This is a genomic window from Asticcacaulis sp. AC460, assembly GCF_000495795.1.
Classification (GTDB): Bacteria; Pseudomonadota; Alphaproteobacteria; order Caulobacterales; family Caulobacteraceae; genus Asticcacaulis.
Genome location: NZ_AWGD01000025.1, coordinates 120,264 through 144,798, shown reverse-complemented (window position 1 = coordinate 144,798; position 24,535 = coordinate 120,264). Strand labels below are relative to the sequence as shown.

18 protein-coding genes are annotated in these 24,535 nt (G+C 65.5%); 11 read left to right on the top strand and 7 right to left on the bottom strand.

Annotated features, from left to right (window positions below):
* Window positions 1-58: 58 nt before the first annotated feature.
* The 5 genes from ABAC460_RS38970 to ABAC460_RS38950 are packed head-to-tail and all read right to left on the bottom strand — an operon-like array spanning window position 59 to window position 5,166.
* Window positions 59-1,072, bottom strand: a complete 1,014-nt coding sequence (locus tag ABAC460_RS38970; protein ID WP_023454169.1) for an NAD-dependent epimerase/dehydratase family protein — start codon at window positions 1,070-1,072, stop codon at window positions 59-61.
* Window positions 1,069-2,412: a TolC family protein gene (locus tag ABAC460_RS38965; protein ID WP_023454168.1), complete on the bottom strand. Its 1,344-nt coding sequence runs from the start codon at window positions 2,410-2,412 to the stop codon at window positions 1,069-1,071. The genes ABAC460_RS38970 and ABAC460_RS38965 overlap by 4 nt, the downstream gene beginning before the upstream one ends.
* A complete protein-coding gene (locus tag ABAC460_RS38960; protein ID WP_023454167.1) occupies window positions 2,409-3,317 on the bottom strand; it encodes an efflux RND transporter periplasmic adaptor subunit in 909 nt (302 codons plus the stop codon). The genes ABAC460_RS38965 and ABAC460_RS38960 overlap by 4 nt, the downstream gene beginning before the upstream one ends.
* A gap of 4 nt (window positions 3,318-3,321) precedes the next feature.
* A complete protein-coding gene (locus tag ABAC460_RS38955) occupies window positions 3,322-4,023 on the bottom strand; it encodes an ABC transporter ATP-binding protein (protein WP_023454166.1) in 702 nt (233 codons plus the stop codon).
* A 3-nt stretch (window positions 4,024-4,026) separates the two neighbouring features.
* Window positions 4,027-5,166 carry an ABC transporter permease gene (locus ABAC460_RS38950; protein WP_023454165.1) on the bottom strand — a complete coding sequence of 380 codons (1,140 nt, stop codon included), beginning with the start codon at window positions 5,164-5,166 and terminating at the stop codon, window positions 4,027-4,029.
* Window positions 5,167-5,240: 74 nt separating this feature from the next.
* Between ABAC460_RS38950 and ABAC460_RS38945 the strand changes: the two genes are divergently transcribed.
* From ABAC460_RS38945 to ABAC460_RS0124775, 8 genes are all read left to right on the top strand, one after another.
* A complete protein-coding gene (locus ABAC460_RS38945) occupies window positions 5,241-5,870 on the top strand; it encodes a TetR/AcrR family transcriptional regulator (protein WP_023454164.1) in 630 nt (209 codons plus the stop codon).
* Complete coding sequence (locus tag ABAC460_RS38940; RefSeq protein ID WP_023454163.1) at window positions 5,867-6,559, top strand: HAD family hydrolase; 693 nt, start codon at window positions 5,867-5,869, stop codon at window positions 6,557-6,559. Before ABAC460_RS38945 ends, ABAC460_RS38940 begins: the two co-directional genes overlap by 4 nt.
* A gap of 62 nt (window positions 6,560-6,621) precedes the next feature.
* Window positions 6,622-7,089: a YbjN domain-containing protein gene (locus ABAC460_RS38935; protein WP_023454162.1), complete on the top strand. Its 468-nt coding sequence runs from the start codon at window positions 6,622-6,624 to the stop codon at window positions 7,087-7,089.
* Window positions 7,090-7,234: 145 nt separating this feature from the next.
* Window positions 7,235-10,132: a CHAT domain-containing protein gene (locus tag ABAC460_RS38930; protein WP_023454161.1), complete on the top strand. Its 2,898-nt coding sequence runs from the start codon at window positions 7,235-7,237 to the stop codon at window positions 10,130-10,132.
* A 5-nt stretch (window positions 10,133-10,137) separates the two neighbouring features.
* Window positions 10,138-13,053, top strand: a complete 2,916-nt coding sequence (locus ABAC460_RS38925; RefSeq protein WP_155914667.1) for a CHAT domain-containing tetratricopeptide repeat protein — start codon at window positions 10,138-10,140, stop codon at window positions 13,051-13,053.
* A 231-nt stretch (window positions 13,054-13,284) separates the two neighbouring features.
* Window positions 13,285-13,989: a response regulator transcription factor gene (locus tag ABAC460_RS38920; protein WP_023454159.1), complete on the top strand. Its 705-nt coding sequence runs from the start codon at window positions 13,285-13,287 to the stop codon at window positions 13,987-13,989.
* Window positions 13,986-15,362 (top strand): sensor histidine kinase, encoded by a 1,377-nt coding sequence (locus tag ABAC460_RS38915; protein ID WP_155914666.1) that lies wholly within the window; start codon window positions 13,986-13,988, stop codon window positions 15,360-15,362. Before ABAC460_RS38920 ends, ABAC460_RS38915 begins: the two co-directional genes overlap by 4 nt.
* Window positions 15,359-15,991: a hypothetical protein gene (locus tag ABAC460_RS0124775; protein WP_023454157.1), complete on the top strand. Its 633-nt coding sequence runs from the start codon at window positions 15,359-15,361 to the stop codon at window positions 15,989-15,991. Before ABAC460_RS38915 ends, ABAC460_RS0124775 begins: the two co-directional genes overlap by 4 nt.
* A gap of 53 nt (window positions 15,992-16,044) precedes the next feature.
* On the opposite strand, the gene ABAC460_RS38910 is transcribed toward ABAC460_RS0124775, so the two are convergent.
* Both ABAC460_RS38910 and ABAC460_RS38905 read right to left on the bottom strand, forming a co-directional pair.
* Entirely contained in the window at window positions 16,045-16,323 is a 279-nt protein-coding gene (locus ABAC460_RS38910) for a hypothetical protein (RefSeq protein WP_023454156.1), read from the bottom strand.
* Window positions 16,320-17,597, bottom strand: a complete 1,278-nt coding sequence (locus tag ABAC460_RS38905; RefSeq protein WP_023454155.1) for a hypothetical protein — start codon at window positions 17,595-17,597, stop codon at window positions 16,320-16,322. Before ABAC460_RS38905 ends, ABAC460_RS38910 begins: the two co-directional genes overlap by 4 nt.
* 829 nt (window positions 17,598-18,426) lie before the next feature.
* Between ABAC460_RS38905 and ABAC460_RS38900 the strand changes: the two genes are divergently transcribed.
* The 3 genes from ABAC460_RS38900 (at window position 18,427) to ABAC460_RS38890 (ending at window position 24,522) form a co-directional block, all read left to right on the top strand.
* The gene (locus ABAC460_RS38900; protein WP_023454154.1) at window positions 18,427-21,345 is read left to right on the top strand and encodes a TonB-dependent receptor; all 2,919 of its coding nucleotides are present in this window, start codon (window positions 18,427-18,429) and stop codon (window positions 21,343-21,345) included.
* 145 nt (window positions 21,346-21,490) lie between these two features.
* Window positions 21,491-23,014: a tryptophan halogenase family protein gene (locus tag ABAC460_RS38895; protein WP_031236991.1), complete on the top strand. Its 1,524-nt coding sequence runs from the start codon at window positions 21,491-21,493 to the stop codon at window positions 23,012-23,014.
* A complete protein-coding gene (locus ABAC460_RS38890) occupies window positions 23,011-24,522 on the top strand; it encodes a tryptophan halogenase family protein (protein ID WP_023454152.1) in 1,512 nt (503 codons plus the stop codon). Before ABAC460_RS38895 ends, ABAC460_RS38890 begins: the two co-directional genes overlap by 4 nt.
* The last annotated feature ends 13 nt before the right edge of the window (window positions 24,523-24,535 follow it).

The following is a 24,535-nucleotide window of genomic DNA, read 5'->3' as shown; positions in this document are numbered from 1 at the left end:
CCATCGCTGACTTGGACCGCATTATCGGTTCCAAACCGTTATAGCTCACTGACCAACGCTAAGCCAACCCCATCCGCACCATGGCCTTGGCCCCTTCGATCATCGAGTCGCGGCCCCGCCGGAAGGTGACGCCGGTCAGCTTGCGCGTAATCTGCGTATCGGCGATCGGATGCTTGTTGAGATCGCCGACCACTGTCTTCAGGGTACCGTCGAACAGGCTGAGGAAACGCAGCGCCCAGGCCGGCATGATCGTCACCGGAATCCGCCGCGCACGCTCGGGGAAGGCATCGCGCAGGGCCTGCGCCATCTGGCTCATGGTCAGGGTCTCGTCGGCGACGAGCAGCCTTTGGCCGCCTACCGGCGCCGTCATGGCCGCGACATGCACCGCCGCGACATCGCGCACATCGACCAGCACGAAGGACACCGGCGGCACCGCCGGATAGGCGCCGCGCAGCAGCAGGGCCACCGCCTCCAAAGACGTGCTGATATCTGCGTCCAAAGGCGGACCGACCACCAGGCCGGGATTGATGGCGACCAGCCGGTCCTTGCGGCCGATGCTGGACATATAGTCCCAGGCCGCCCGCTCGGCGCGGGTCTTGGCCACAGCATAGGGCGTGGCCGGGCGCCATTCCGGGTCGGTCCAGTCTTCGGGCTTGATCAGCCGCTTGCCACGCCAATCGGTCGGGTACAGCATGGTCACGATCGATGAGGTCAGCACCACCCGCTCGGCCTGGCCGGCGGCCTTCAGCACGCGCAGGACGCCGTCGCGCGCCGCCGGCACCAGATCCTCCCGGCCCTTCGGCTGCTGGAGCGGAAACGGCGCCGCCATATGCTGGACGTAGCGGCAGTCGGCGGCCGCCTCCTGCCAGCCGTCGTCCGAAGTCAGGTCGGCCTTGACGAACTCCAGCCGCTCGACCGGCGCGCCGGCGGCGGCCAGAGTGGCATGGACCGCGTCGGCCTTGTCCGGCGAACGGACCGTGCCGCGCACCTTGAAGCCGCGTACCAGCAGTTCATAGGCGACATGCTTGGCGATAAAGCCGCTAATGCCGGTAACCAGAACGCGATCGGTCATTGTGAACCTCCTGGTCCTAAGCTGCGGATAAGGGCGATATAGGCGAGATGGCCGGCGCCAGTGGCCTCGGCGACCTGAAGCCGGGCCTGGGCCAGGCGGTCCTGGGCTTCCGACACCTCGATGACACTGACCATCCCGGAGTCTGCCCGCCGGGCCGCCAGCCGCACCAGCTCGGCATCGTGAGCCTGGGCCGCCAGATATCCGTCGCGCAGAGTCTGCGCCCGGTCGAAGCCGTTGACCGCGAGAGCGCTGTCGGCCAGGGCATCGCGGACGGCGCCTTCATAACCCGCCCGTGCCTGTTCGCGCCGGGCCATTGCGGCTGCCTCCTGCGCCTTCAACTGGCCGCCATTGAACAAAGGCGCGGTCAGGGCGGCGGCCAGCGACCCGATCGGGTTGCCCGACAAACGCAGGCCGTCCGAACCCTCCTGAACGCCGAGAAACGCCGTCAGCGACAGGGACGGCCACCGCGCGGCACGGGCTTCCTGGGCCAGGGCATCAGCGGCCAGTCCTTGCGCGTAGGCTGCCCGCACTGCCGGATTGCCGCGCAGGCGGTCCAGCGGCACTGCCGTCACCCAGCCATCCTGCGGCACGGCAAGGTCGTCGGTGTTCAACCGCTCTTCGAGTTCCGCCACCGGCACGCCAGTGATCCGCTCCAGCCCGATCAGGGTGTCGCTGTAGCGCGACGCGATCTCGCTCCACCGCGCCGCTGTCCGCGCCCGCGTCGACAGCGCCAACTCCAGCCGGGTGGCTTCGTTCAGCCCGGCCGACTGGCGGGAGCGCAGCAGCGTAATCGTCTCGTCCTGGGCCTTGAGGCTGGCCTCCAGCGCCCGCGCCTGCGCGGCCAGCATCCGTGCCGTCACCAAGCCCTCGGTCATCCGCGCCAGCACGGCGTGGGCGGCGTCTTCGTACAGGGCTTCGTCGCGCGCCTCACCGGCCCGGGCCGCCGCGACGCCGGCGCGCAGCCGTCCAGACAGGTCGAGCTCCCAGCGGGCTTCGAAGCCGCCGCGCGCCAGGCTTTCGCTGTCGGTCACGCCGATCTGGTCGTTGCCGTGCGAGGCCGACGCGCTGGCATCGACCCGCGGCTTCCGCCGGCCACCGGCGCCCTGGGTCACCGCCCGCGCCTCGTCCAGCCGAGCCGCCATGCGCAGGATATCGGGGTTCTCGCGCAACACCCGCGCGGCCAATTCCTCGGCATAGGGGTCACCGAGATGCGCCCACAGGGAGGAAAACCGGCTGACCTGTAGAGGGGCGACCGCCGCGGTCTGCGCAGGTTGCGCCGTGGCGAAGGGCACGGCCAAGACCAGAGCCGCGGCGGTCAGGAGGACGGCTCTGTATGTCATTTGCCGGCCTCGATAAACACGTCCATCTGCCGCCCGACAAAGGCGGCGTCGCTGCCTTCGGGCAGGGCGTACAACACCTGAACCACCCGGGTATCGACCCTCTGCCCGGCCACGGCCAGGTTCTGCTTGGGCTGGACATAGGGTTCGAAGCGCACGAAGCTTAAGGAAACCCGGTCGGCGGACGCGCCGCGGAACGACCCCTGCGCCTTCGCCGTGGCGGTCAGCTTGCCGGCATTTTCCTCATCGACCTCGACGCGGACATGCAACCGGCCGGTATCGCCCATCCGCACCAAAGGCTCCGGCAAGGCGCCGGCCAGGGCATATTCACCCGGCCGCGCATTCAAAGCCAGGATACGGCCGTCGATCGGCGCCGTCACCGTCAGCCGACGCTTGCGTGTCTGGGCGGCTGCCAGTTGCGCCCGCAGTTCGCCCGTCCTGGCCGCGGCCAGATCGGCGGCAAAGCGGCGGCGGTCGACTTCATCTTTTGAAACCGCGCGCGGATCGTCGACGCTGCGGATCAGCTCATAGGCCGCCTTGGCATCGGCCGCCGAAATATCGGCCGAGGCGATCGCCGCGCTCAGTGTAGCGATCTCGGCATCGACTTCACGCTGATCCAGCGCAAACAAAGGCTGGCCCTTCACCACCGTATCGCCGACCTGGACGAAGACCTGGCGCACCACGCCCGGCAGTTCGACGCCCAGGTTGAGGAACTCGCTGCGCGGTTCGACCACGCCGATGCCGGCGATAGCGCCCTGCGCCGGAGTCGCCGGCGGCGCCGAGGCCGGGGCGCTGACCGCTTCGGCGGGCCGCCACAGCACGCTGTAGAGGGCGAAACCCAGGCCGGCCGCCGCCAGGACGGGCAGGATCAGGCTGGTCGGACGAAGGCTGAATTTCCGTTTGGCCATCGTGTCATTCCTTATGAAAGGCGTCTGGTGCGAAGTCGCCGGTCAGGCGGCCGTCGCTCATTTCCAGGATGCGGTCGGCGAAATTGTAGATGCGGTTGTCGTGGGTCACGACCAGGACGGCGCGGCCCGGATCGTTGGCGATGTCGCGCAGGATCCCCATCACCGCCTTTCCGGTGGCGGCGTCCAGGGCGGCGGTCGGCTCGTCGCAGACGATCAGGCCGGGATTGTGGACCAGGGCGCGGGCGATCGCGACCCGCTGCTGCTGGCCGCCCGACAGTTGCCGCGGCAGCTTGTCGCCCTGGCCCTGCATGCCGATCCCATCCAGGATGGCGCGGGCCTTTTCGGCCGCTTCGGGTAGCTTCATCCCCGCCGCCATCAGCGGCATGGCGGCATTCTCGGCCGCCGTCAGGGCCGGCAGCAGATTATACTGCTGGAAGATGAAGCCGATGCGCTCGCGCCGCAGTAACACCTTCTGGCGGTCCTTCATCCTGGTCAGCGACTGGCCCAGCACGGCGACCTCGCCCTCGCTGGCGGTCAATATCCCCGACAGGATCGAGATCAGGGTGGTCTTGCCGCAGCCCGACGGCCCAACCAGCATGGTCAGCTGGCCCAGTTCAATATCGGCCGAGCACCCGTGCAGGACTCGGATACGGTCGTCGCCGATAGGGAAGTCCTTGGCGATGTTGCGGAAACTGACGGCGTGCATGGCTTAGCCCCGGAAGACGACGGCGGGATCCAGCCGGAACACCTTGCCCAGGCTGAACAGGATGGAGGCCAGGATGATGACGGCGATGGCCACGGCCGTGCCGGCCATAATCTCGCCGTACAGGCGGAAGCCCTGAAGGGCCGGCGCCTCCTTGGTGACGAAGAAGAACAGCGCGGTGAACCCGATCCCCAGCCCATAGCCGATGACGCCGACCAGCCCGGCCTGGGTCAGGACGATGCGCAGAAGTTGGCCATTGGTGACGCCGACGGCCTTCATGGCGGCGAACTGTTTCAGATTCTCGACGACGAAGATGTAGAAGGTCTGGGCGGTGATGGCCGCGCCGATAATGGCCCCCAGCATGATGGTGATGCCGAAATTGATCGGTATGCCGGTCCGCTCCAGGTAGTAGTTGATGCTGCGCCACTGGAACTGCGACGTGGTCAGGGCCTGCAACCCAGTCTGGTCCGAAATGCGTTTGGCCAGGTCTTCCGCCGACTGCCCTGCCCGCCCCTTGACCAGGATGAAGGGCAGCTTGTTGCGCTGGGGCGGGGTCATTTCCATCGCCGCGTCGTAGGTGACATACAGGATCGGAAAGGTCAGGAAGGTCGGCTGGGTGTTGCACACGCCGCGCACGTTCAGCCGGTTGTCATTCAATTCCAGCGGCTTGGCGGTGGCGAAATCACCTTTCGGCCAGACGAACAGGAAGCCGTTGCGGTCGATCACCGCCGACTGCGGATCGCGTATCGTTTCGCGCTGCCCGGCGATCATGTCGTGGCACAGCCCGACCAGAGAGACATCGTCGACCCCGATCAGTTGCACCTGCTGGGTCATGCCATCGGCCAGCCGCACCGTCGCCAGGCCTTTGTAATAGGGCACAGCCCACTCGACCCCGGCCACCGACCGGACATTGCTGAGTTCCACCGGCCGCATCGGCTCGACCTCGTCGACATAGCGCACCCGCGGGTCCATCACCCAAACCTCGGCCTCACGCACCGAGGTAATGGCATTGGCCGTGCGCGACATGATGCCGGTAAAGATGGACACCTGCTGCGCCATCAGTAATGTGGCGAAGGTGACTCCGAAGATCAGGCCGATATATTTGGCCCGATCGCCCAGCAGCATCTTGAGAGCGACGTCGTGCATGACCTATTGCCATTTAGTGAACGAGTGAGTATCATAATGATCACGGAAATAGAGTACCGTCAAGTACCCAAATTATGACAGTTGTGCAAAATCCTGCCAAACGCGGCCGGCCGGTCAACGAGGCCCTGGTCCCGCAAATCCTCCAGATCGCCGGCGACATGTTCCTCGACCACGGCTATCAGGGCACCACCATGGACGCGGTGGCGCGCGCCGTCGGCATGTCCAAGCTGACCCTGTACAAGCGCTTTTCCAGCAAAGAGGAACTATTCTCGGCCATCGTCCGCGACAAGTGCAACCAGTTCGTTCCGGACCTGCTGTTCGCCCAGCTGGACGGCATGCCGGTGCGAGAGGCCCTGATCGCCGTCGGCGGCGGCCTGCTGCGGTTGCTCAACAGCCGCGAAGCCCTGACCATCGAGGTCATCCTGCGGTCCGAAGGCGACCAGACCCTGCGCGACCTGTTCTTCGCCGCCGGTCCCGACCGCATGAAGGCGGCCATGTCGGCTTATTTTGGCCGCCTGAAGGCCCGCGGCCAATTGAATACCGACGATCCGATGATGTCGTGCCACCTGTTCTCGGCCCTGTTCAAGGGGTCGGACATCCATATGCGTTGCGGGCTGCAGGTGTCCCCGCCGGCCTCGGACGCGGACATCGACGACTATGTCCGCACGGCGGTGGATTTCTTCCTGAAGGGCTGCTGTGAGTGACCGGAAACCCGAAAACCGCCTATCTCTTTGACCTTGACGGCACACTTTGTAACACCGAACCGCTGCATTTCCGCGCCCTGAAGCACGTGCTCGCTTCCGTCGGCTATGCACTGAGTGAACAGGTTTTCGCGCAACATTGCGTCGGCCAGACCACGGTTACCGGGATCCGGGCCCTTTTGCCGCATCTGGACGAAGCTCTGTGCCTGGACCTCGCCAACCGAACCGAGGCGCGTTTTCGCGAAACCTCGCATGATCTTATGCCGCTTCCGGGACTTCACGAGGTTCTCGCGCGGATTGCCGGGTCACCGACGGCCCTGGTTACGAACGCCCCCTGGGAGGACGTTCACCACATGCTGGGTGCGCTTCGCCTGCCGCATCGCTTCGACACCATCGTCGTTGCCGCGGACCTAGCCCGCGCCAAGCCCGATCCCCTTCCCTATCTTGAAGCCCTTCGGCGGCTCGACTGTGAAGCGAACGACGCCGTCGCCTTCGAAGATTCGATCGCCGGCATCACCTCGGCGACCGGAGCCGGGATATTTACGGTTGGCGTGGAGACCTCCCTGCCCGCAGTCCGGCTGATCCAGGCCGGCGCCAATCTGAGCGTCAAGGATTTCGCCGATCCCGCCATGGGGCGCATTTATGACAAATCCTGTAAGGTTGCCGGCACGTCCGCCTTACAGGGTTTGTAACTGGTTAAGGCGCCCCGCGAGGCGCAACTGTGCCCCCGTCATCTTCATCGGGGAGCACCGTCATGATCAAAACCGTACTGTTTACCGCCGTCGCCGCTTCGTTCGCCCTCGCCACGCCGCTGCTGGCCAAGGACTATCCCAATGGCGGCGTCACCGGCGCCGAAGTCGCCGCTGATCTCAAGGGCATCGACCAGACTGCCGACGTCGGCAAGGACTCGGCCGGCGATCCGCTGGTCACCGCCGCCTTCAAGGTCGGCGACACCTCGATCGACTACAAGATCTTCTTCTACGGCTGCAAGGAAGGCCGCTGCACCTCCATCCAGTATCACGTCGCCTTCGATGGCGATGTGTCCAAGGTCGCCGAGTGGAACAAGAGCAACCGCTTCGCCCGCGCCTATGTCACCGACAAGAGCACCATCCACCTGGAATACGACGTTGACGTCGAAAAGGGCGCCAACACCGCCGCCATCCAGAATTCGGCGCAACGCTTCATCGCCGTCATGGTCCAGGGCGTGAAGGTCCTCGGCTAACGCACTTTCCGGGGGCCACCATCCCGGAAAGATTTGATGCGGCCTCGAGCCCTCCGGCGCGCCAACCGCCGGAGGGCTCTATTTATGGCTTTGACCTTATTCAGAAAATGCGGTTACCTGTGCAAAATATTACAGGGGCGAAACAATGAGAGCCTGGGCCATCGCGGTCGTAGCCGCCGCCTGTCTGACGGTACCCGCCTACGCCTTGCCGGCGACAACCCCGGACTTGAAGGCCCGCATCGAGGTCCTGATCGCCTCTGACCAGCCCTCGGACCCCAAGGCCTATCTGGCCATGGTGCAGCCGCTGTGGGACGAGGTCAATGCCACGCCGTCCGTCGATCCGTCCGACTATGCCCAGGTGGCGCAATACTATGCCAATGCCCAGGCCGAGAATGACGACACCCGCGGCGCCGAGGCCACGGCCGACATGGGGATGGCCCGCATGCGCGCCGCCGGACGCGGCCAGGACCGCCAGGTCGGGCTTCTGCTACTGAACAAGGGGATTTTTCAAGCCCAGCGTGGCGATCCCCTGGCCGCCCTCGAGACCAAGAAACAGGCCCTGGGCTTCTTCCTGAGCCTGGAGGGCGAAGAGGGTATTGTCCGCGCGGTGCGCTGCTCGATCGCCTTTTCCCTGTTCCAGTTGGGCCGGCTGCAGGAGGCCCTCGGCTATTACGAAGTCGGCCTGCGCGACCTGCCGGCGGAAGACCCCAATCCCTACAGCACCTCGTCGCACCTGGGCAATTACGCCATCGGCCTGCGCCTGATGGGCGATTATGACGCGTCGCTGGTCGCCGGCCGTCGCGCCCTCGAAATCGCCCGTAACCAGCTTCCCAAGGGCCATCGCGCCACCGCCTACGCCCTGACCAACCTGGCCACGACCCTGATGGAGATTGGCCGCTATGCCGAGGCCGAGGCGCTGTACCGCGAAGCCGTCGACATCGCCGTCGAGACCCGCGGCCGCGACAGCTACGACGCCGGCACCTTCACCCTGTACCTGGCCGGGTCCCTGCAGCGTCAGGGGCATGATGAAGAGGCCGAGGCCCTGACCCGCGCGGCGTTGGACATCCTGAAAGCCCACCCCAGCGAGACCAATCCCGACACCGAGGCCCTGGCGCGCCTGAGCCTGGCGGAGTTTTCATCGAACCGTGGCCAGCCGGCCGACGCCGAGGCCGAGCTACGCCGCGCCCTGGCGTCGCTGGAGCCTACCGGAGAACTGGGCGACACCACGCGCGCGGCGGTCCGGGCCGACCTGGCCGGCGCCCTGTTCGATCAGGGCCGCTACGACGAAGCCCTTGCCACGGTCGACCTGGCCGTCGACTATCTGCGCCGCGAAACCACCCCTGCCGCCGGCGAACGGGTCGAGGCTGAATCGTTGCGCGCCCTTATCCTGTCACGGCTGGGTCAGGGCCAGGCAGCGGTCGACACCTGCGTCGCGCTGGTCGACGGCCTGACCGCCAGTCTCGAAAAGGGCGACCTGGCCGCCGCCCAGGCCAGCCAGGTGAGCGTCTATTCCCGCGCCTTCGTTCGCTGTACCGACGTTGCCCTGGTGGCGGGCCAAACCGAGACCGCCTTCGCCACGGCGCAGCGGGCGGCGCAATCCGAAATCGCCGCCACCTCGCAATCCCTGGCCGTGCGGGCCGCCGGCAGCACGCCCGAGGCGGCGGAACTGGCGCGCCGGTTCCAGGATACGCAACTGGTCCGTCTCAAACTGGACCGTGAGCGCAACTTCGCCCGCGGCAAGTCGAAGACGGAGGCGGCGCGTCTCGACAGCGAATTCGCCGCCGCCGAAGCCAGCCTGAGCGACATTACCCAAAAGCTGACCGCCGTCTTCCCCGACTTCGGCCCATTGAGCCGGCCACGCCCGCGTACGGTGGACGAGGTGCGCGCCGGACTGGCGCCTTGGCACGCCGTCATCATCCCCCTGCCCGGCGACGACCGTCTGATCACCCTGGCCGTCACCCGCGACGGTCTGACCTGGGACAGCGCACCGGTGAACCGGATCGCGGTCAGCCGCGACGTCACCGCCATTCGCGCCAGCATCGACCGGGAGCTGAACGATCCCGCGGCCGGTTTCGACCGTAAAGCCGCCTGGCGCCTGGGCAGCGCGGTGTTCACGCCGAAAATCCGCAAGGCTTTGAAAGGCAATACGGAACTGAACGTACTGGGTAACGGCGCGTTGATGTCCCTGCCTCTCGGCCTCCTGGTCACCGCCCCGCCCCAGGGCGCCGACACCGATCCGCGCGCCCTGCGCAAAACCGCCTGGCTGATCCGGTCCTATGCCGTCTCGGTCAAGCCCGGCCTGATCCCGGCCCGTCCGGCAATGGCCGGGAACGCCGGCTTCCTGGGCGTCGGCGCCCCGATCCTGGGCGCGGCGGAGGGCGAGACGGTCGATACCGCCGCCCTTTACCGCACCGGCGGCGACAAGGATATCCTGGCCGATACCGAGGCCCTGCGCCGGCTGCCCAGCCTGCCCCATGCTAAGACCGAACTCCAGCGCATGTCCGACGCCCTGGCCCTGCCCAACAGCCGTATCCTGACCGGCGCCGACGCCACCGAAACCCAGCTTAAATCCTCCGACCTGACCGGTTACAGCGTCATTGCCTTCGCCACGCATGGCCTGACCGACCGCTCCACCCAGGCCCTGCGTGAGCCCGCCCTGGTCCTGACGCCGCCGGCGCAAGCGAACGCCCTCGACGATGGCCTGCTGACCGCCTCAGACGTGGCCGGCCTGCGGCTGAAGGCGCGCTGGGTCATTCTGTCGGCGTGCAATTCCGGCTCCGGCCGCGAAGCCGGGGCCGGTGGCTATTCCGGCCTGGCCCAGGCCTTTATGCAGGCCGGGGCCGACAGCCTTCTGGTATCGATGTGGCCGGTGCGCGACGACGTCGCCGACCGGCTGAGCGTCGATACCGTCCGCCGCGACGCCGGGGGCGCCTCCCAGGCCGAGGCCCTGCGCCAGGCGGTCCTCGCCTTGATGAAGGACGATACGGTGGCGGGCAGCGCCAACCCGGCCATCTGGGCGCCCTTTTCGGTGGTGGCGCGGTGATGCAGATGACACGCACAATCGCAACGATCGGCCTGACGGCGCTGCTGTTGGCGGCGACACCCGTCCTGGCGGCGGCGCCAGCGGCGCCGGCGGCCTCAACCAAGGCCGACCGCGACAAGCGCATCGCCGACCTGGTCGCGCGGTATCAGGCAGGCAGCGATCGCCCGCCCCTGCCGGAACTTGAGGCCATGCTGGCCGAGCTTGCCCGATACGGCGAGTTCGATGCCGGGCTGTCGCAGGTCTACGCCTACACCCTGGCCCGCGCCGGCCAGGCCGACAAGGCCATCGCCATCATGGACGAACTGATCGCCGTGCTGGCTGCGAATGGCCATGCCGAAAGCCGGGACATGGGCGACACCCTCCTGGCCCGCGCCGTTTTCCAGGACGTCAAGGGCGATGCCGCGGCCGCACTGGAAACCCGCTACAAGGCCCAGGCCCTGTTCATCCGGGTCGAGGGCCCGCAAAGCGGACGCGCCGCCACCATTAAGGCCCAGATCGCCGGCTCGCTGTTCGGCCGCGGCCAGCTCCGCGACGCCCTGATCGCCTACGGCGAAGCCCTGCCGATCATGGAAAACGATCCCGATCTGCTGCGCGTCTATGCCGTCCAGATGAGCAACTACGCCAATGCGCTGCGCCTCGCCGGCGACCTGGACGGCGCCCTGGTCGCCAGCCGCAAGGCGGTGGCCCTGCGCGATAAGCTGCCGGCTGGCCATCCCGCGGTGCTGTTCGCCATCCATAACCTGGGCACTACCCTGATGGATCTGGGACGTTACGGTGAGGCCGAGATCGTGCTGCGCGACGGGGTCGACTTAGCGCGCAAGCTGGGCGGCAAGCAGAATGTCGATACGGTGGGCCTCAGCTATCGCCTGGCCCAGGTCCTGGCGCGCCAGGGACGAACCGTCGAAGCCGAAGCCCTGCTCGACAACGCCCTGGCAGCGCTGGAGGGTGTCAATACGGGGGTCAATCCCGACCTGCCCGGCCTGATCCGGCTGGAACTGGCTGAGGTCGCCCTGGCCAATGGTGAGCGTGCCGAAGCGGCTGTGCATCTCGATGCCGGTCTGACGTCGCTGGAAAGCGTCGGCGCCAATGGCGACACCACCCGGGCGCGCCTGCGCACCCGTCTGGCCGAAACCCGGCTGCTGGACGGCGACTATGCCGGCGCCCGCGACCAGGTCGAACAGGCCCTCACCTATTATGAGCGCGACATGCCCCCGGCCGCCCCCGACCGCATCCGCGCCGCCATGTTGCACGCCCTGATCCTGGCGCGGCAAGGCGAAACGGCCAAAGCCCTGGACGAAGGCCAGGCCGTGTCCGCCGTCATGGTCGCAAGCCTGGACCAGGGCGCGGCGCGGGGCCGCCAGGCGGGCTTGCTGCAAGCCTACCAGGTCGCCTTTATCCGCTATGCCGACATCGCCGTAACCGCCAACCGCCCGGACCTGGCCTTTGCCGCCGCCCAGCGCGCTGCCCATTCCGAGATCGCCGCCACGTCCCAGGCCCTGGCCGTGCGCGCCGCGTCCGGCAATCCGCAGGCGGCCGAGCTGTCGCGCCGTCTTCAGGACGCCCAGGTCACCCGCCTGCGCCTGGATCGCGAACGTACCTTCGCCCGCAGCCGCGCCGGTACCCAGGCGGGACAAATCGAGCAGATCGACCGCAGCATCACCGCCGTCGACTCGGAACTGGCCGGTATCGCAGCCGACCTGGACCGGGTCTTTCCGGATTTCGACCAGGTCAGCAACCCCGCCCCCCTGGCGGTCAAGACGGTCCAGGCCAGCCTCGCCCGCGGCCATGCCGTGGTCATGCCCCTGCTGAGCGACGACCGTGTCCTGACCCTGGTGGTTACCCGGAAGGGCTTGAGCTGGGATGCCGCGCCGCTTGACAGGTTCGCCGCTCAAAACACGATCGACACGCTGCGCCGCGACATCGACCTGGGTATGCTGCCCACGGTCGACGCCGACAATGCGGCTTTCGACCGTCAGGCCGCCTGGCGGCTGGGTGGCGCCATCTTCACCCCAAAGATCCAGGCCGCCCTCAAGGGCACAAAGGAACTGGACGTTCTCGGCAGCGGGGCGCTGATGTCCCTGCCGCTGGGCCTGCTGCTGACCCAGGCGCCGCAGGGCGACGACAGTGATCCGCAGGCCTTGCGCGACAGCGCCTGGCTGATCAGGGCCTATGCCGTTTCGGTCAAGCCCGCCCTGGTAAGCGGCAAGACCGCCAAGGCCGAGGCCAATGGCTTCCTCGGCGTCGGTGCGCCGGTCCTCGGCGCGGAAGACGCCGGCGTCGACGCCAGCGGGCTTTTCCGGGGCGGCAACAGCATCGCCGACGCCGAGGCCGTGCGCCGGCTGCCCAGCCTGCCGTTGGCCCAGGGTGAACTGGAACGCATGCGCCAGGCTTTGGGCCTGTCCAATTCCAGCCTGATCACCGGCGCCGACGCCACCGAAACCCGGATCAAACAGGCCGATCTCTCCGGCTACAGCGTTATCGCCTTCGCTACCCATGGCCTGGTCAGCGGCAATCTCGAAACCCTGCGCGAGCCGGCCCTGGTCCTGACACCGCCGGACCAGCCATCCGAAGCGGACGATGGCCTGCTGACAGCGTCGGATGTAGCGGGTCTGCGGCTACGGGCGCGCTGGGTAATTCTGTCAGCGTGCAATTCGGGCACCGGCCGCGACGCCGGCGGCAGCTATTCCGGCCTCGCCAAAGCCTTCATGCAGGCCGGCGCCGACAGTTTGCTGGTGTCGATGTGGCCGGTGCGCGACGACGCCGCCGACCGTTTGAGCGTCGAGACAGTCCGGGGACATGCCAAGGGCCTGTCCCAGGCGGAGGCCTTGCGCCAGGCGGTGCTGGGTCTGATGGCGGATGAATCGGTTCCGGGCGGCGCCAACCCGGCCATCTGGGCACCGTTCTCGCTGGTGGTGCGGTAAAATTTATCCTCCCCCGCCTGCGGGGGAGGTGTCGAGCAAGCGAGCCCTCCCATAGGGCGAAGTGCGTCGAGACGGAGGGGGCGTTCCGAGCTCCCGGCTCCCCCTCCGCCGCCATGCGGCGGCACCTCCCCCGCAAGCGTGGGAGGATAATTGGGCCCAAACCTCACAGTGTTTGTAAATTGCGGCGCGACAACCACATCTGTTACCACTGAAACCTGAACCGGGGATTCCATGACCGAGACCGCCATCCTGTTGATCGAAGACGAAGCCAGCAACGCCGACATCATTTCGTCGGTCCTGCGCAAGGAAGGCTTTGCCGTGACCTGGGCCGAAACCGGTCAAAAAGGCCTGGCCGCCGCCGGCATGACCGCCTACGACCTGATCGTGCTGGACCGCATGCTGCCCGACATTTCCGGCATGGACATCATCACCCGCCTGCGCGGCGCCGGCGTCGAAACTCCCATCCTGATGCTGTCGGCCCTGTCGCGGTCGGAGAACCGCTCCGAAGGCCTGGAAGGCGGCGCCGACGACTATCTCGGCAAGCCTTTCGAGGACCACGAACTGACCGCCCGTGTCCGCGCCCTGCTGCGCCGGTCGCGCAACCAGGTCCACAGCGCCGTCATGCTGTTCGGCGACATCGAGCTGCACGTCAAGTCGCGCACCGCCCACCGCCAGGGCGTCCACCTGGCCCTGTCGCCCAAGGAATTCGAGATCCTGAAGCTGCTGATGGAGCATGCCGGCGACATCGTCACCCGCGACATGCTGCTGAAGGAGGTCTGGCACCTGAACTTCGATCCGCAGACCAATGTCATCGACGTCAATATGAGCCGCCTGCGTCACCGCCTGGAGGACGACTTCGCTACACCCTGCCTGGAAACCGTGCGTGGCGCGGGCTTCCGTCTGATCGCACCCACAGTAAAAGAGTTAATGCCTTGAGTAGAGTTGCCTTCCCGTCCGCGCGCACGCGCTCCCTAGCCATGGCGATCGCACTGCGCGTCGCCCTGGCGACGGCGCTGGTGTGCACGGCGGTTTTCGTTCTTGTCTACGCCGTCCTGCAGCATCAGTCGCGCAGCGCCCTGCAGGCCACGATCGATACCGATATCGCCGGCCTGAGTGACATCTATCGTTCGGAAGGTCCTGAGGGCCTAAGCCAGCGCCTGCGTGAACGGCTCGACCTGGCGCCCACCGCCGGCGAGCGTCCCGTCTATATTGTCGTGGACAGCCAGGGCCGCGCCCTGGTCGGTGACTCCGCCCAGTGGCCGAAGCTCGACCCGGCTGTCTCCGAGGTCGGGGTCATCGAAGCCGGCGGCGAAAAGATCCTGGCCCGCGTCACCCAGTTGCGCGGCGGCTTGAAGCTTATGGCCGGCCGGTCGATGGCCTTGGCGGAACAATCTCTGAGCCAGACCCGCCTGCTGTTCGTGGCCGCCCTGGTGCTGATCGTCGCCGGCGCCTTCTTCATCGGCGAGTTCGGCGCCCGGAAACTGCGCCGCCGTATCGACTCGATCAACGGCGTGTTCGATTCGCTGTACGATGGCGACTTCAAGGCCCGCACAACCGCCACCACCGGCCGTCCGGATGAGCTGGACGCCCTTTCCGGCCACGTCAATCTCACCCTGGATCGCGTCGAACGTCTGCTGAAGGCCCAGCGCGACGTCAGCGACAACATCGCCCACGAGGTCCGCACCCCGCTGACCGCCCTCAACCAGCGACTGGAAGACGCCCTGGCGCGGATCGAGGATCCCGAGGCCATCACCAGCCTGCACCAGGCCGAGGACCAGGTCCGCGGCACCCTGAGGCTGCTCGACTCGCTGCTCGACATCGCCTCAGCCGAGGCCCAGCGCGGCGACCTGCGCGCCCTGCCCGAAGTCGACCTGTCGGAACTGGCGCGCCAGCTGTGCGAACTGTACGAAGCCAGCGCCGAAGACGCCGGCCTGACCCTGACGGCGGATATCGAGGACAGCGTGGTCGTCCGCGCCGATGCCATGCAGATGTCGCGGCTGATGGTCAACCTGTTGGATAATGCGCTCAAATACGGCTCCGCCGGGACAAGCCTGCGTTTCGTCCTGCGCCAGGGGCCGGTCATCACGGTCGAGGATGAGGGCCAGGGCGTGCCGGACGCCGACAAGGGCCGCATCTTCGACCGCTATCACCGCGCCCATACCTCGATGGCCAAGGGCCATGGTCTGGGCCTGGCTTTGGTCGCCGCTATCGCCGGCCGGCACAATCTTTCGGTCAGGGTTGAAGACAGCCACCCTGATAAGGTACACAAGGGGGCAAGGTTCATCGTATCGCCGGAGAGCGGGGCTTGACCAAGGGGCATCTCATTCTGACAGCGTTGACCGCGGCCGTGCTGACGGCCTGCGCTTCCGTGCCCGGAACAGCGGACGGACTGGCTGATGGCCGCGATAGCCGGCTGGCGGAAAGCGATCGCGACCGGCTACGCGGTGACGCCGACACGGTAGCCGATATATTACAGCGCGGATTTGCCGCCGAGGCGCGCGGCGATGCCGACGCCCTTCAGGCCCAGGCCCAGGCACTGGCCCTGATGGGGGCGAAGCCGGAGGACGGCGCACCCGACCTGGCGCGGCAGTGGGCGACGACGGCCAAGACCCTTGGGGCTCGCCCGTCGACGGCTGTGGCCTTCCGCGGCCGGACGCTGGGGCCGGGCTACCGTTCGGGCAAGGTGACGGCCAATGGCGCCTTCCGCACCCGCCAGACCTACAATGCCGGCCAGCGCGCCGAGATCGTCCTGGTGCCGGTCGATGCCGCGCCCCTGAGCCTGGAGGTCCGCGACGACGAAGGCGAACCGGTGTGCGCGGTGGCGCCGTCGACGCGCAACCTGGGCTGCCGCTGGGTGCCGGCCTTCACCGGTTCCAACGAGATCGAGGTCCGCAACGACAACTCGGTGACGGTGAACTTCTATATCGTGCTGAACTGAGCGTAATTTTTTCTGGCTGCAGTGGTTCGGCACGTCGCCGCCGGCAACCCGGCTTACACGTCGCCGTCGGTACGGCCCCAGCGGCCGGGCACAGGTCGGGGTTTCGCAGCGGACGACTTCGAAGGCAGGCCCTTCATCCAGCCCTCAATGGCGCCCGGGCGGAGATCAAACGGCGAAGGCTTGCGGCCAAAACGCGGCCACTGAAAAAGCTTCTTCGGCGCCGCGCGCAACCTGGGTGATTTTCTGTCGAATTCCGCCGGAATTTCGGGCTGGCGCAGGACGGCGCCCTTGGGGCGGCGCAGCGTTCGCCAGTTAAACCAGGACTTGCTCATTGCGTTTCCCCATCGATATCGGTTCTTACCCCATCGCGCGTCAGTGTGACCACCCGGATCGGACGCCCGACCGAGTCGGCGCGCAGCAACTCATGTTCCAGCACGGTCACCTCAACCATTTTGCGGGCAAAGGCAGCGAGTGTAGCTGCGTCGGCTGTATGCAACAGCGGGTCGAACTGCGCCCGAAAATGCGCATTATGGTGGGCCTTCGCCCGGTCCATGCCGCGTTGGAGCGCCGCTTGGCTGTCGAACAGGATATCGCGCGCCAGGGCATTGGCGACCTTCTCGCTCAGCCGCGCCGCCGACAGAGCCTTGAAGACCAGGTCCAGGACCTCGTCGCGACATTCCCGCATGGCAAGCGCTTCGAAGGTCGGACGCGCGCCCGACAACATCGCCGTGCCCAGCTGAGCCTGGGCGAAGGTCTTGATGAACATCCTCTGCCCGGCGCCGGCGTCGACGCGGTCGGTGATGGCGTATTTCAGCCGGCCGGCGAACGCGCCGGCAATGTCCATGGCCAGCAGCGAAGGGGTAATGGCGCCCGCGCCAAATCCAGCCAGGATGAGCTGAGAATCCGAGCTGAACTCCGGAATCCATTCCACCAGGATCGATTGCGACGCCAGTTCGGCCAGCGCCGGCACTATGGCTTCCGGCACCTCAACCCCCTGGAACACGTAGCCCAGGGCGTTTTCCAGCGCATCGGGCAGATGCTCGGCGACGAAACTCATCAACCGGGGCGTCGGCGCGATGGCGTCCCGCGCGATGGGCTCGGACGCTTCGGCGCCGGCATCATCGGCATCCGGAGCGATAAAGAGGACGTCGTGGCGCAGCTGGCCAAGAGCCGCCGAAGCCAGGCCTTCGCCGAACTCGACCTCGAAATCGCGTGAAAGCTGGGCAGCCTTTCGCCAATAGTCTATGACGAAGCCGAAAATATATTCATTGAAGCTGTCCAGCTCGTGGCCGTCCCTGCCCTCCATGCCGGACAAGGCATCGAAATCGGCCAGGAAAGTGACCAAACGGTCGCGGTATTCGTCAAAAGGCAGTGGCGTCTCGCCGCAATGAACACCGAACCGTTCGAGCACCAGCGTCCACGGCACACCGACAAAGAGCGCATTGTCGTTGGTCATTGCAGCGACGGGCGCCTTGGCGCTGACGATACTTATCTTGCGGGCGACGGGTTGCGACACACGGCCGCCACGGCGCCGGCCCAGGGTAACCATGCTGTCGGCGCCAAGCGCGACCCCGTGCAGGTTCATCAACGCCACTTCGCTGGTCACTATTTACCCCCGTCTACACCCTGTCTCCGCCGCCCGTCATGGCTCGCGCGCCGGAACAAAGCCGTTAACCATTGAAGCCGCAAAAGGCGGGGCTTGGCAAGGTGAAACTGCCAGACCATCCGTCACACCGAGAGCGCGAATTGGTTTCTTCCGGATCGAGATGCGCTCTGACATACGAATGACCATGGAGGGCCTCCCGTGGGAAACGTGATGATGACGGCCAAACAGGGTATTCCCAAATCGCCAGAAGGTTGGAGCCTGTCGCCAAAACGGCTAAGTTCGCACGGCGCCTAAGCGACAACCTGCGCGACCATCCGACGTCCGGCGACCGATTCCTGCTGTTTCAGGAATAAAAAAAATCGCGATTTGGACGTCATATTTCTGGTTGCGTCGCAATAAATCAGACAAATTAATTTATTTAAATATAATAATGTTTCCATATTTGGAATCAAATTGGCCTCATTTGTCATACTTAAAAAATACCTTTCAAAATCAAGGCATTGTGTGACTTAAATGCGTATGTGGGCGCATTTGTATGATCACCTCCAGCTTGTCTCTGGCCTTTGTCATACAATATGATAGCGTTACCAGCGAACGCAGACCCCCGGTTGTTCAGGTACGCATGCACCTTGATAACCTGGAGAGTATTGCGTCGTGTTGGGAGAGGATATCTACGGGCGTAACCGCGAAAGCGGCTTTTTTTGGCTTCATTAGCCATTTTCACATTTGAACATCATTTCACATGCGAGCCCGTCGCAATCCGAACTCCCTTTGAGAAGCTAGTTGTCCGTCCGCGTAACCCGAGCGCGGATCATTCAGGGAGACATGTATGAAAAAAACCAGATTTACCCGGCTGAAGCTCGGCGCCTCCGCCCTGGCCCTGACGCTGATGGGCGGCCTCGCCGTCAGCGTTCCGGCCATGGCCCAGGACGCCCCTGCTGCCCCCGCCGCCGATGATGGCGGCGTCGTCGTCGTCACCGGTCTGCGCGGCCAGTTGAAGTCCGCCCAGAAGCTCAAGAAGGACTCCGACGTCGTCCAGGACTCGATCACGGCCGTCGACATCGGTGCCCTGCCCGACCGTTCGGTCTCCGAAGCCCTGCAGCGCATCTCCGGCCTGACCATCCAGCGCACCAACGAAAACCGCGACCCGGGCCGGATCGCGGCCGAAGGCGGCGCCGTCCAGATCCGTGGCCTGAGCTGGGTCCGTTCGGAAACCAACGGCCGCGACATCTTCTCGGCCAAGAACGGCCGCGGCCTGAGCTGGGAAGACGTATCGGCCGACCTGCTGGCCGGCGTCGACGTCTACAAGAACCCGTCGGCCGACCTGATCGAAGGCGGCATCGGCGGCACGGTGAACCTGCGCACCCGCTTGCCCTTCGATTCCAAGAAGCGCATCGTCGCCTTCTCGGTCGACACCAATTACGGCGATCTGCAGAAGAAGAGCCACACCTCCTATAACGGCATCTATTCCAACCAGTTCGACACCTCGGCCGGCCGGTTGGGCGTGCTGTTCAACTACTCGGTCTCCGACGTCGGCAACCGTACCGATGCCCTGAACGCGGACAAGTTCGAAACCACCCAGGTCGGCAATGCCACCCGCTACATTCCGGGCGGCCTCAGCGCCAAGGAAATCCAGTGGGAGCAGAAGCGCACGGCGGCTTACGGCGCCCTGCAGTGGCAACCGAACACCGACTGGCTGTTCACCCTGACCGCCATGGACGCCAAGGTCGACGCCAACAACATCGAATACGGCATCTTCAGCTGGGACTGGATCGGCCAGGCCAATGCGCCGGGCAACAATTTCAAGTATGACAGCGACGGCGTCTTCACCGGCGGCACCATCCCCGGCGCCCTGTACGACACCGACACCCGCTACGGCGAAGACCACAAGCGCACGACCGACGTAGCGTTCAACGCCAAATGGTGGGCCTCTGATCGCCTGTCGTTCAACTTCGACGTCCAGCACGTCAAGTCGACGGCAGAAATCCTGTCGATGACGGCCTATACCCACCACAAGGACAACCTGCCCTTCATCATCGACCTCAGCACCGACATTCCGACCATCAAGGTCACCGGTGATACTTCCAAGGCTTCGGACTACTACTGGGCCGCCGCCATGGACCATATCGAGGACAATGAAGGCGAAGAGACCGCCGTCCGCCTCGACGGCCGTTACGACTTCGACGACAGCGAGTGGCTGAAGACCTTCAAGTTCGGCGTCCGCACCACGGACAAGGACTACATCACCCGTCAGTCGGGCTGGAACTGGTCGCTGCTGTCGTATCAGTACTGGCAAGGTTCGGGCAGCGAATCGAGCCGGGTCTTCCTGGACGACGCCACCCGCGGCCCCGGCATGAACGGTGTCGTCTACCACCAGTACGACAACTTCTTCGGCGGCGACGCCCAGATTCCGGGCGCTGCCTGGATGACCGCCCCGTGGGTTGTCACCAACGGCACCGATCGTGCCTACTCGCTGCTGCGCAGCACCGAAACGCAAGGCTGGGGCTGGTCCCCGCTGCAGCCGAACTGGGACACCTACAACCCCGGCGGCGACAACATCTCGGGCGGCGTCAATCACCAGCTCGAAAAGACCGCGGCAGCCTATGGCGTCGTCTATTTCGAACATGAACTGGAAAACGGCCGCAAGCTGGACGGTAATATCGGCGTCCGCGCCGTAAAGACCGAAGCCACCGGTTTCGGCTTCGCCTTCGCGCCCCAGGTCAACAACGCCCCGCCCTGCGTCGTCGGCGGCAATGTCACCGCAGCCACCTGCCAACTGGCAGCCGACGCCGCGGCCTTCGGCGCCACGGCCATGAAGCAGCCGATCGAGGGCAAGTCGGACTACACCGACATCCTGCCCAGCCTGAACCTGCGCTTCAAGTACAATGACGAACTGCAGTTCCGCTTCGCGGTGTCCAAGGCGATCGTGCGGCCCGAACTGTACCAGACCAATGCCTACACGACCCTGGGCGTCGGCCTGACCGCCGGCACGAACAGCTACCTGGTCAACCTGTCGGGCACCGCCGGCAATCCGTCGCTGGAGCCGATCAAGGCTACCCAGTACGACGCCACCGCCGAATGGTACTTCGCCCCGACCGGCAGCCTGGTCCTGAACCTGTTCGCCAAGAACATCGAGGACTACATCTACGGCGGCAACGAAGTCATCAACTTCACCAACAACGGCAAGACCCTGCCCTTCAACGTCACCCGTTACATCAACGGCTCGGAAGGCAAGGTCAACGGCTTCGAAATCGCCTACCAGCAGTTCTACGACTTCCTGCCGGGCGCGTGGTCGGGCTTCGGTGTCCAGGCCAACTTCACCAAGATCGACTCGTCGGGCGGCCACAATCCGCTGGTCAACATCTTCGACGGCAACCAGCTGGTCCAGGCCAACCTCAGCGGCCTGCCGCTGGAAGGCATGTCGCCGACCAGCTACAACTTCGCGGTGATGTACGAAAAGTACGGCATCTCGGCGCGTCTGGCCTATAACTGGCGCGACATGTACCTGCTGACCACCTCAGGCGCCAATATCAACCGCCCGGTCTGGTCGGAAGAGTATGGCCAATGGGACGGCTCGATCTTCTACACCGTCAACGACCACTACAAGATCGGTCTGCAGGCCACCAATATCGGCCAGGCCAAGACCTACCTGCGCGTCAGCAACCTCGACAACCTGAACGTTCGCCCGCGTTATTCGTGGGTCGCGACCGACCGGCGCGTCGCCCTGGTCCTGCGCGCCAGCTTCTAAGCTGTCGTTGGAGGCGGCCGGCCCGAAGCCCGGCCGCCTCATTTTCATTCAGGCTTGAGAGTTGGTCCTCCCAACGCCTGTTGCCTCACGGACGCTCCGGACCGGTTGACGCTCCGGGGCGTCCGTGTTTTTTCATTGAACTCAGATGACCCAGCCCCTCAGAAAAATCATGGTGGTCGGCGGCGGAACCGCCGGCTGGATGTGCGCAGCCGCCCTGAGCGCCGCCGTGCCGAGGACCTGCGAGATCGTCCTGATCGAATCCGAGGACATCGGCACGATCGGCGTCGGCGAAGCCACCGTACCGGCCATCCGCTTCTTCAATGACCAGATCGGCCTGGACGAGGCCGAGATGATCCGCGCCTGCGAGGCCACCTTTAAGCTGGGCATCGACTTCCGCGGCTGGGGTCACAAGGACAACCGCTATTTCCACGGTTTCGGCGACTTCGGCGACCATCACGAAGGCATCAGCGGCTATCAGATCTGGCGCCGCCTGCGCGACCTGGGCGACGATACCCCGCTGGACGCCTACAGCCTGCCGACGCAGATGGCCTATGCCGGGAGGTTCTTTCCGCCCAATCCCGACCCGCGTTCGCCGATGCATAACTATCGCTACGCTTTTCATTTCGACGCCTCGCTTTACGCCGCCCACCTGCGCAAACACTGCGAAGCGCGCGGCGTCAAACGCATCAATGCCCGCATCGGCGAGGTCCGGCTGCGCCCCGAAGACGGCTTTATCGACGGTGTCGTCCTGGATGACGGCCGCCTTGAGACCGCCGACTTCTTCATCGACTGTTCGGGTTTCCGCGGCCTGCTGATCGAAGGCGCGCTGAAGACCGGCTATACCGACTGGTCGCACTGGCTACCGGTCGACCGCGCCTGGGCCGTGCCGACCGAACGCACGGGCTCGATCCTGCCCTATACGATCTCACAGGCCCATGAGAGCGGCTGGCAGTGGCGCATCCCGCTGCAGCACCGCACCGGCAACGGCTATGTCTATTCGTCGCGCTTTGTCGATGACGATGCGGCACGGGACATCCTGACCCGGAACCTCGATGCGCCCACCCTGAAGGATCCGTTCCAGGTCCGCTTCACCACCGGCCACCGCAACCGCTTCTGGTCGAAAAACTGCGTCTGTGTCGGCCTGGCCTCGGGCTTTATCGAACCGCTGGAATCGACCTCGATCAACTTCATCCAGAACGTCATCGTCCGCTTCCTGGAATTCTACCCGACCCTGAACCACGCGCCGGTGGTCGAGGACCAGTTCAACAGCCTGATCCTCAGCGAATATGAGCGGGTGCGCGACTTCATCATCCTGCACTACCGCCTCAACAGCCGAACCGACGGCGAGTTGTGGCGCTACTGCGCCGATATGGCCATTCCCGACGACCTGGCGGCGCGTATCGCGCTGTTTCGCTATGGCGGCCGAACCATCGAGCACGAACGCGACTCGTTCAAATCGCCGAGCTGGATCTCGATCTTCCACGGACAGGGCGTGGTGCCACAGACCTACGACCACCTGGCCGACCGCATCGACGCAGACGCGCTGAAAGCCCTGGCGGCCAAACGCCGGCGCGAGATCGCCGATATCGTCCCGCGCCTGCCCGCCCACGACCAGTTCATCGCGGCGCATTGCGCCTCCCCGGCCTTCCTGAAGCGTCAGCCGGCATGACGGCGCCGCGGACCATCGTCATTGCCGGCGGCGGCTCGGCCGGATGGATGACGGCCGCCGCCCTGTCGCGGTTCATGAAAAACTTCCCGGCCGACCGGGCGGTCAAGATCATCCTGGTCGAGTCCGATGAGATCGGCACGATCGGCGTCGGTGAGGCTTCGATCCCGCTGCTGGGAGTGTTCAACGCCCTGATCGGCGTCGAGGAACGCGACTTCATCCAACGGACCCAGGGAACCTTCAAACTGGGCATCGAGTTCCACGGCTGGACGCGTGACGGCGAATCCTATCTCCACCCGTTCGGCAATTACGGTCAGAGCCTCGACATGACCGATTTCCACCACTACTGGCTGCGCGCCCGCGCCGCCGGGTACAGCGCCCCGCTGGACGACTTCAACCTCAACACCCTGCTGGCGCGGTCGAACCGCTTTGCCCTGCGCGACGCCAATCCCGCCTCGCCGCTGTCGAGCATCGCCTATGCCTACCATTTCGACGCCGGCCTCTATGCCCGCTATCTGCGCAGCCTGGCGCAGGGTAACGGCGTCGAGCGCATCGAAGGCCGCATCGTCGAGGTGCAGCAGCATGCCGAAACCGGCTTTCTCACCGGCCTGAAACTGGCCTCGGGCCAGGTCGTCGAAGGCGACTTCTTCGTCGACTGTTCGGGCTTTCGCGGCCTGCTGATCGAAGAGACTCTCAAGGCCGGCTTCACCGACTGGACGGGCCTGCTGCCGTGCGACAGCGCGGTAGCCGTGCCCAGCGCCCGCACCGAGCCGCTTCTGCCCTATACCCGGGCGACGGCGCGCACGGCAGGATGGCAATGGCGCATTCCGCTGCAGCACCGCACCGGCAACGGCTATGTCTATGCGACCAGCCATATTTCCGACGACGAAGCCGCCGCGACCCTGCTGGCCAATCTCGATGGCCCGGCCCTGACCGATCCCCGGGTCATCCGCTTCCGCACCGGCCGCCGGACCAAGGCCTGGGTCAAGAACTGCGTCGCCATCGGCCTGTCGGCGGGCTTCCTGGAGCCGCTGGAATCGACCTCGATCCACCTGATCCAGAAGGGCGTCACCAAGCTTCTGACCTTTATGCCGTCGGGCACCTGGTCCCAGACCCTGGTCGATGAATTCAATCGCCAGACCACCTTCGACTATGAGGACGTGCGCGACTTCCTCGTGCTGCACTACAAGGCCAATTCCCGCGAAGGCCAGCCCTTCTGGGACGCCCTGCGCCACAATCCGGTCTCCGACAGCCTGCAGGCGCGCATGGACCTGTTCCGCGATTCCGGCCGCGTTCCTGTCAGCGACCATGAACTGTTCAAACTGACCAGTTGGGTCGCCGTGATGCTCAACCAAGGGATCGTTCCGCGCGACTACGATCCCATGGCCGACGCCATTCCCCTGAGCACCATCACCGGCCGGTTGGACCAGATGCGGGGCGTCCTGGCCCGCGCCGCCCTGGCGCAGCCCACCCAGGCCGAGTTCATCGCCCGCAACTGCGCCGCCTTCTGATATCGAACCTTTT

Bases quoted from the DNA above. Each gene is read 5' to 3' on its own strand.
- ABAC460_RS38970 (WP_023454169.1), bottom strand. From the start codon at position 1,072: ATGACCGATCGCGTTCTGGTTACCGGCATTAGCGGCTTTATCGCCAAG.
- ABAC460_RS38965 (WP_023454168.1), bottom strand. From the start codon at position 2,412: ATGACATACAGAGCCGTCCTCCTGACCGCCGCGGCTCTGGTCTTGGCC.
- ABAC460_RS38960 (WP_023454167.1), bottom strand. From the start codon at position 3,317: ATGGCCAAACGGAAATTCAGCCTTCGTCCGACCAGCCTGATCCTGCCC.
- ABAC460_RS38955 (WP_023454166.1), bottom strand. From the start codon at position 4,023: ATGCACGCCGTCAGTTTCCGCAACATCGCCAAGGACTTCCCTATCGGC.
- ABAC460_RS38950 (WP_023454165.1), bottom strand. From the start codon at position 5,166: ATGCACGACGTCGCTCTCAAGATGCTGCTGGGCGATCGGGCCAAATAT.
- ABAC460_RS38945 (WP_023454164.1), top strand. From the start codon at position 5,241: ATGACAGTTGTGCAAAATCCTGCCAAACGCGGCCGGCCGGTCAACGAG.
- ABAC460_RS38935 (WP_023454162.1), top strand. From the start codon at position 6,622: ATGATCAAAACCGTACTGTTTACCGCCGTCGCCGCTTCGTTCGCCCTC.
- ABAC460_RS38930 (WP_023454161.1), top strand. From the start codon at position 7,235: ATGAGAGCCTGGGCCATCGCGGTCGTAGCCGCCGCCTGTCTGACGGTA.
- ABAC460_RS38925 (WP_155914667.1), top strand. From the start codon at position 10,138: ATGACACGCACAATCGCAACGATCGGCCTGACGGCGCTGCTGTTGGCG.
- ABAC460_RS38920 (WP_023454159.1), top strand. From the start codon at position 13,285: ATGACCGAGACCGCCATCCTGTTGATCGAAGACGAAGCCAGCAACGCC.
- ABAC460_RS38910 (WP_023454156.1), bottom strand. From the start codon at position 16,323: ATGAGCAAGTCCTGGTTTAACTGGCGAACGCTGCGCCGCCCCAAGGGC.
- ABAC460_RS38900 (WP_023454154.1), top strand. From the start codon at position 18,427: ATGAAAAAAACCAGATTTACCCGGCTGAAGCTCGGCGCCTCCGCCCTG.
- ABAC460_RS38895 (WP_031236991.1), top strand. From the start codon at position 21,491: ATGACCCAGCCCCTCAGAAAAATCATGGTGGTCGGCGGCGGAACCGCC.
- ABAC460_RS38890 (WP_023454152.1), top strand. From the start codon at position 23,011: ATGACGGCGCCGCGGACCATCGTCATTGCCGGCGGCGGCTCGGCCGGA.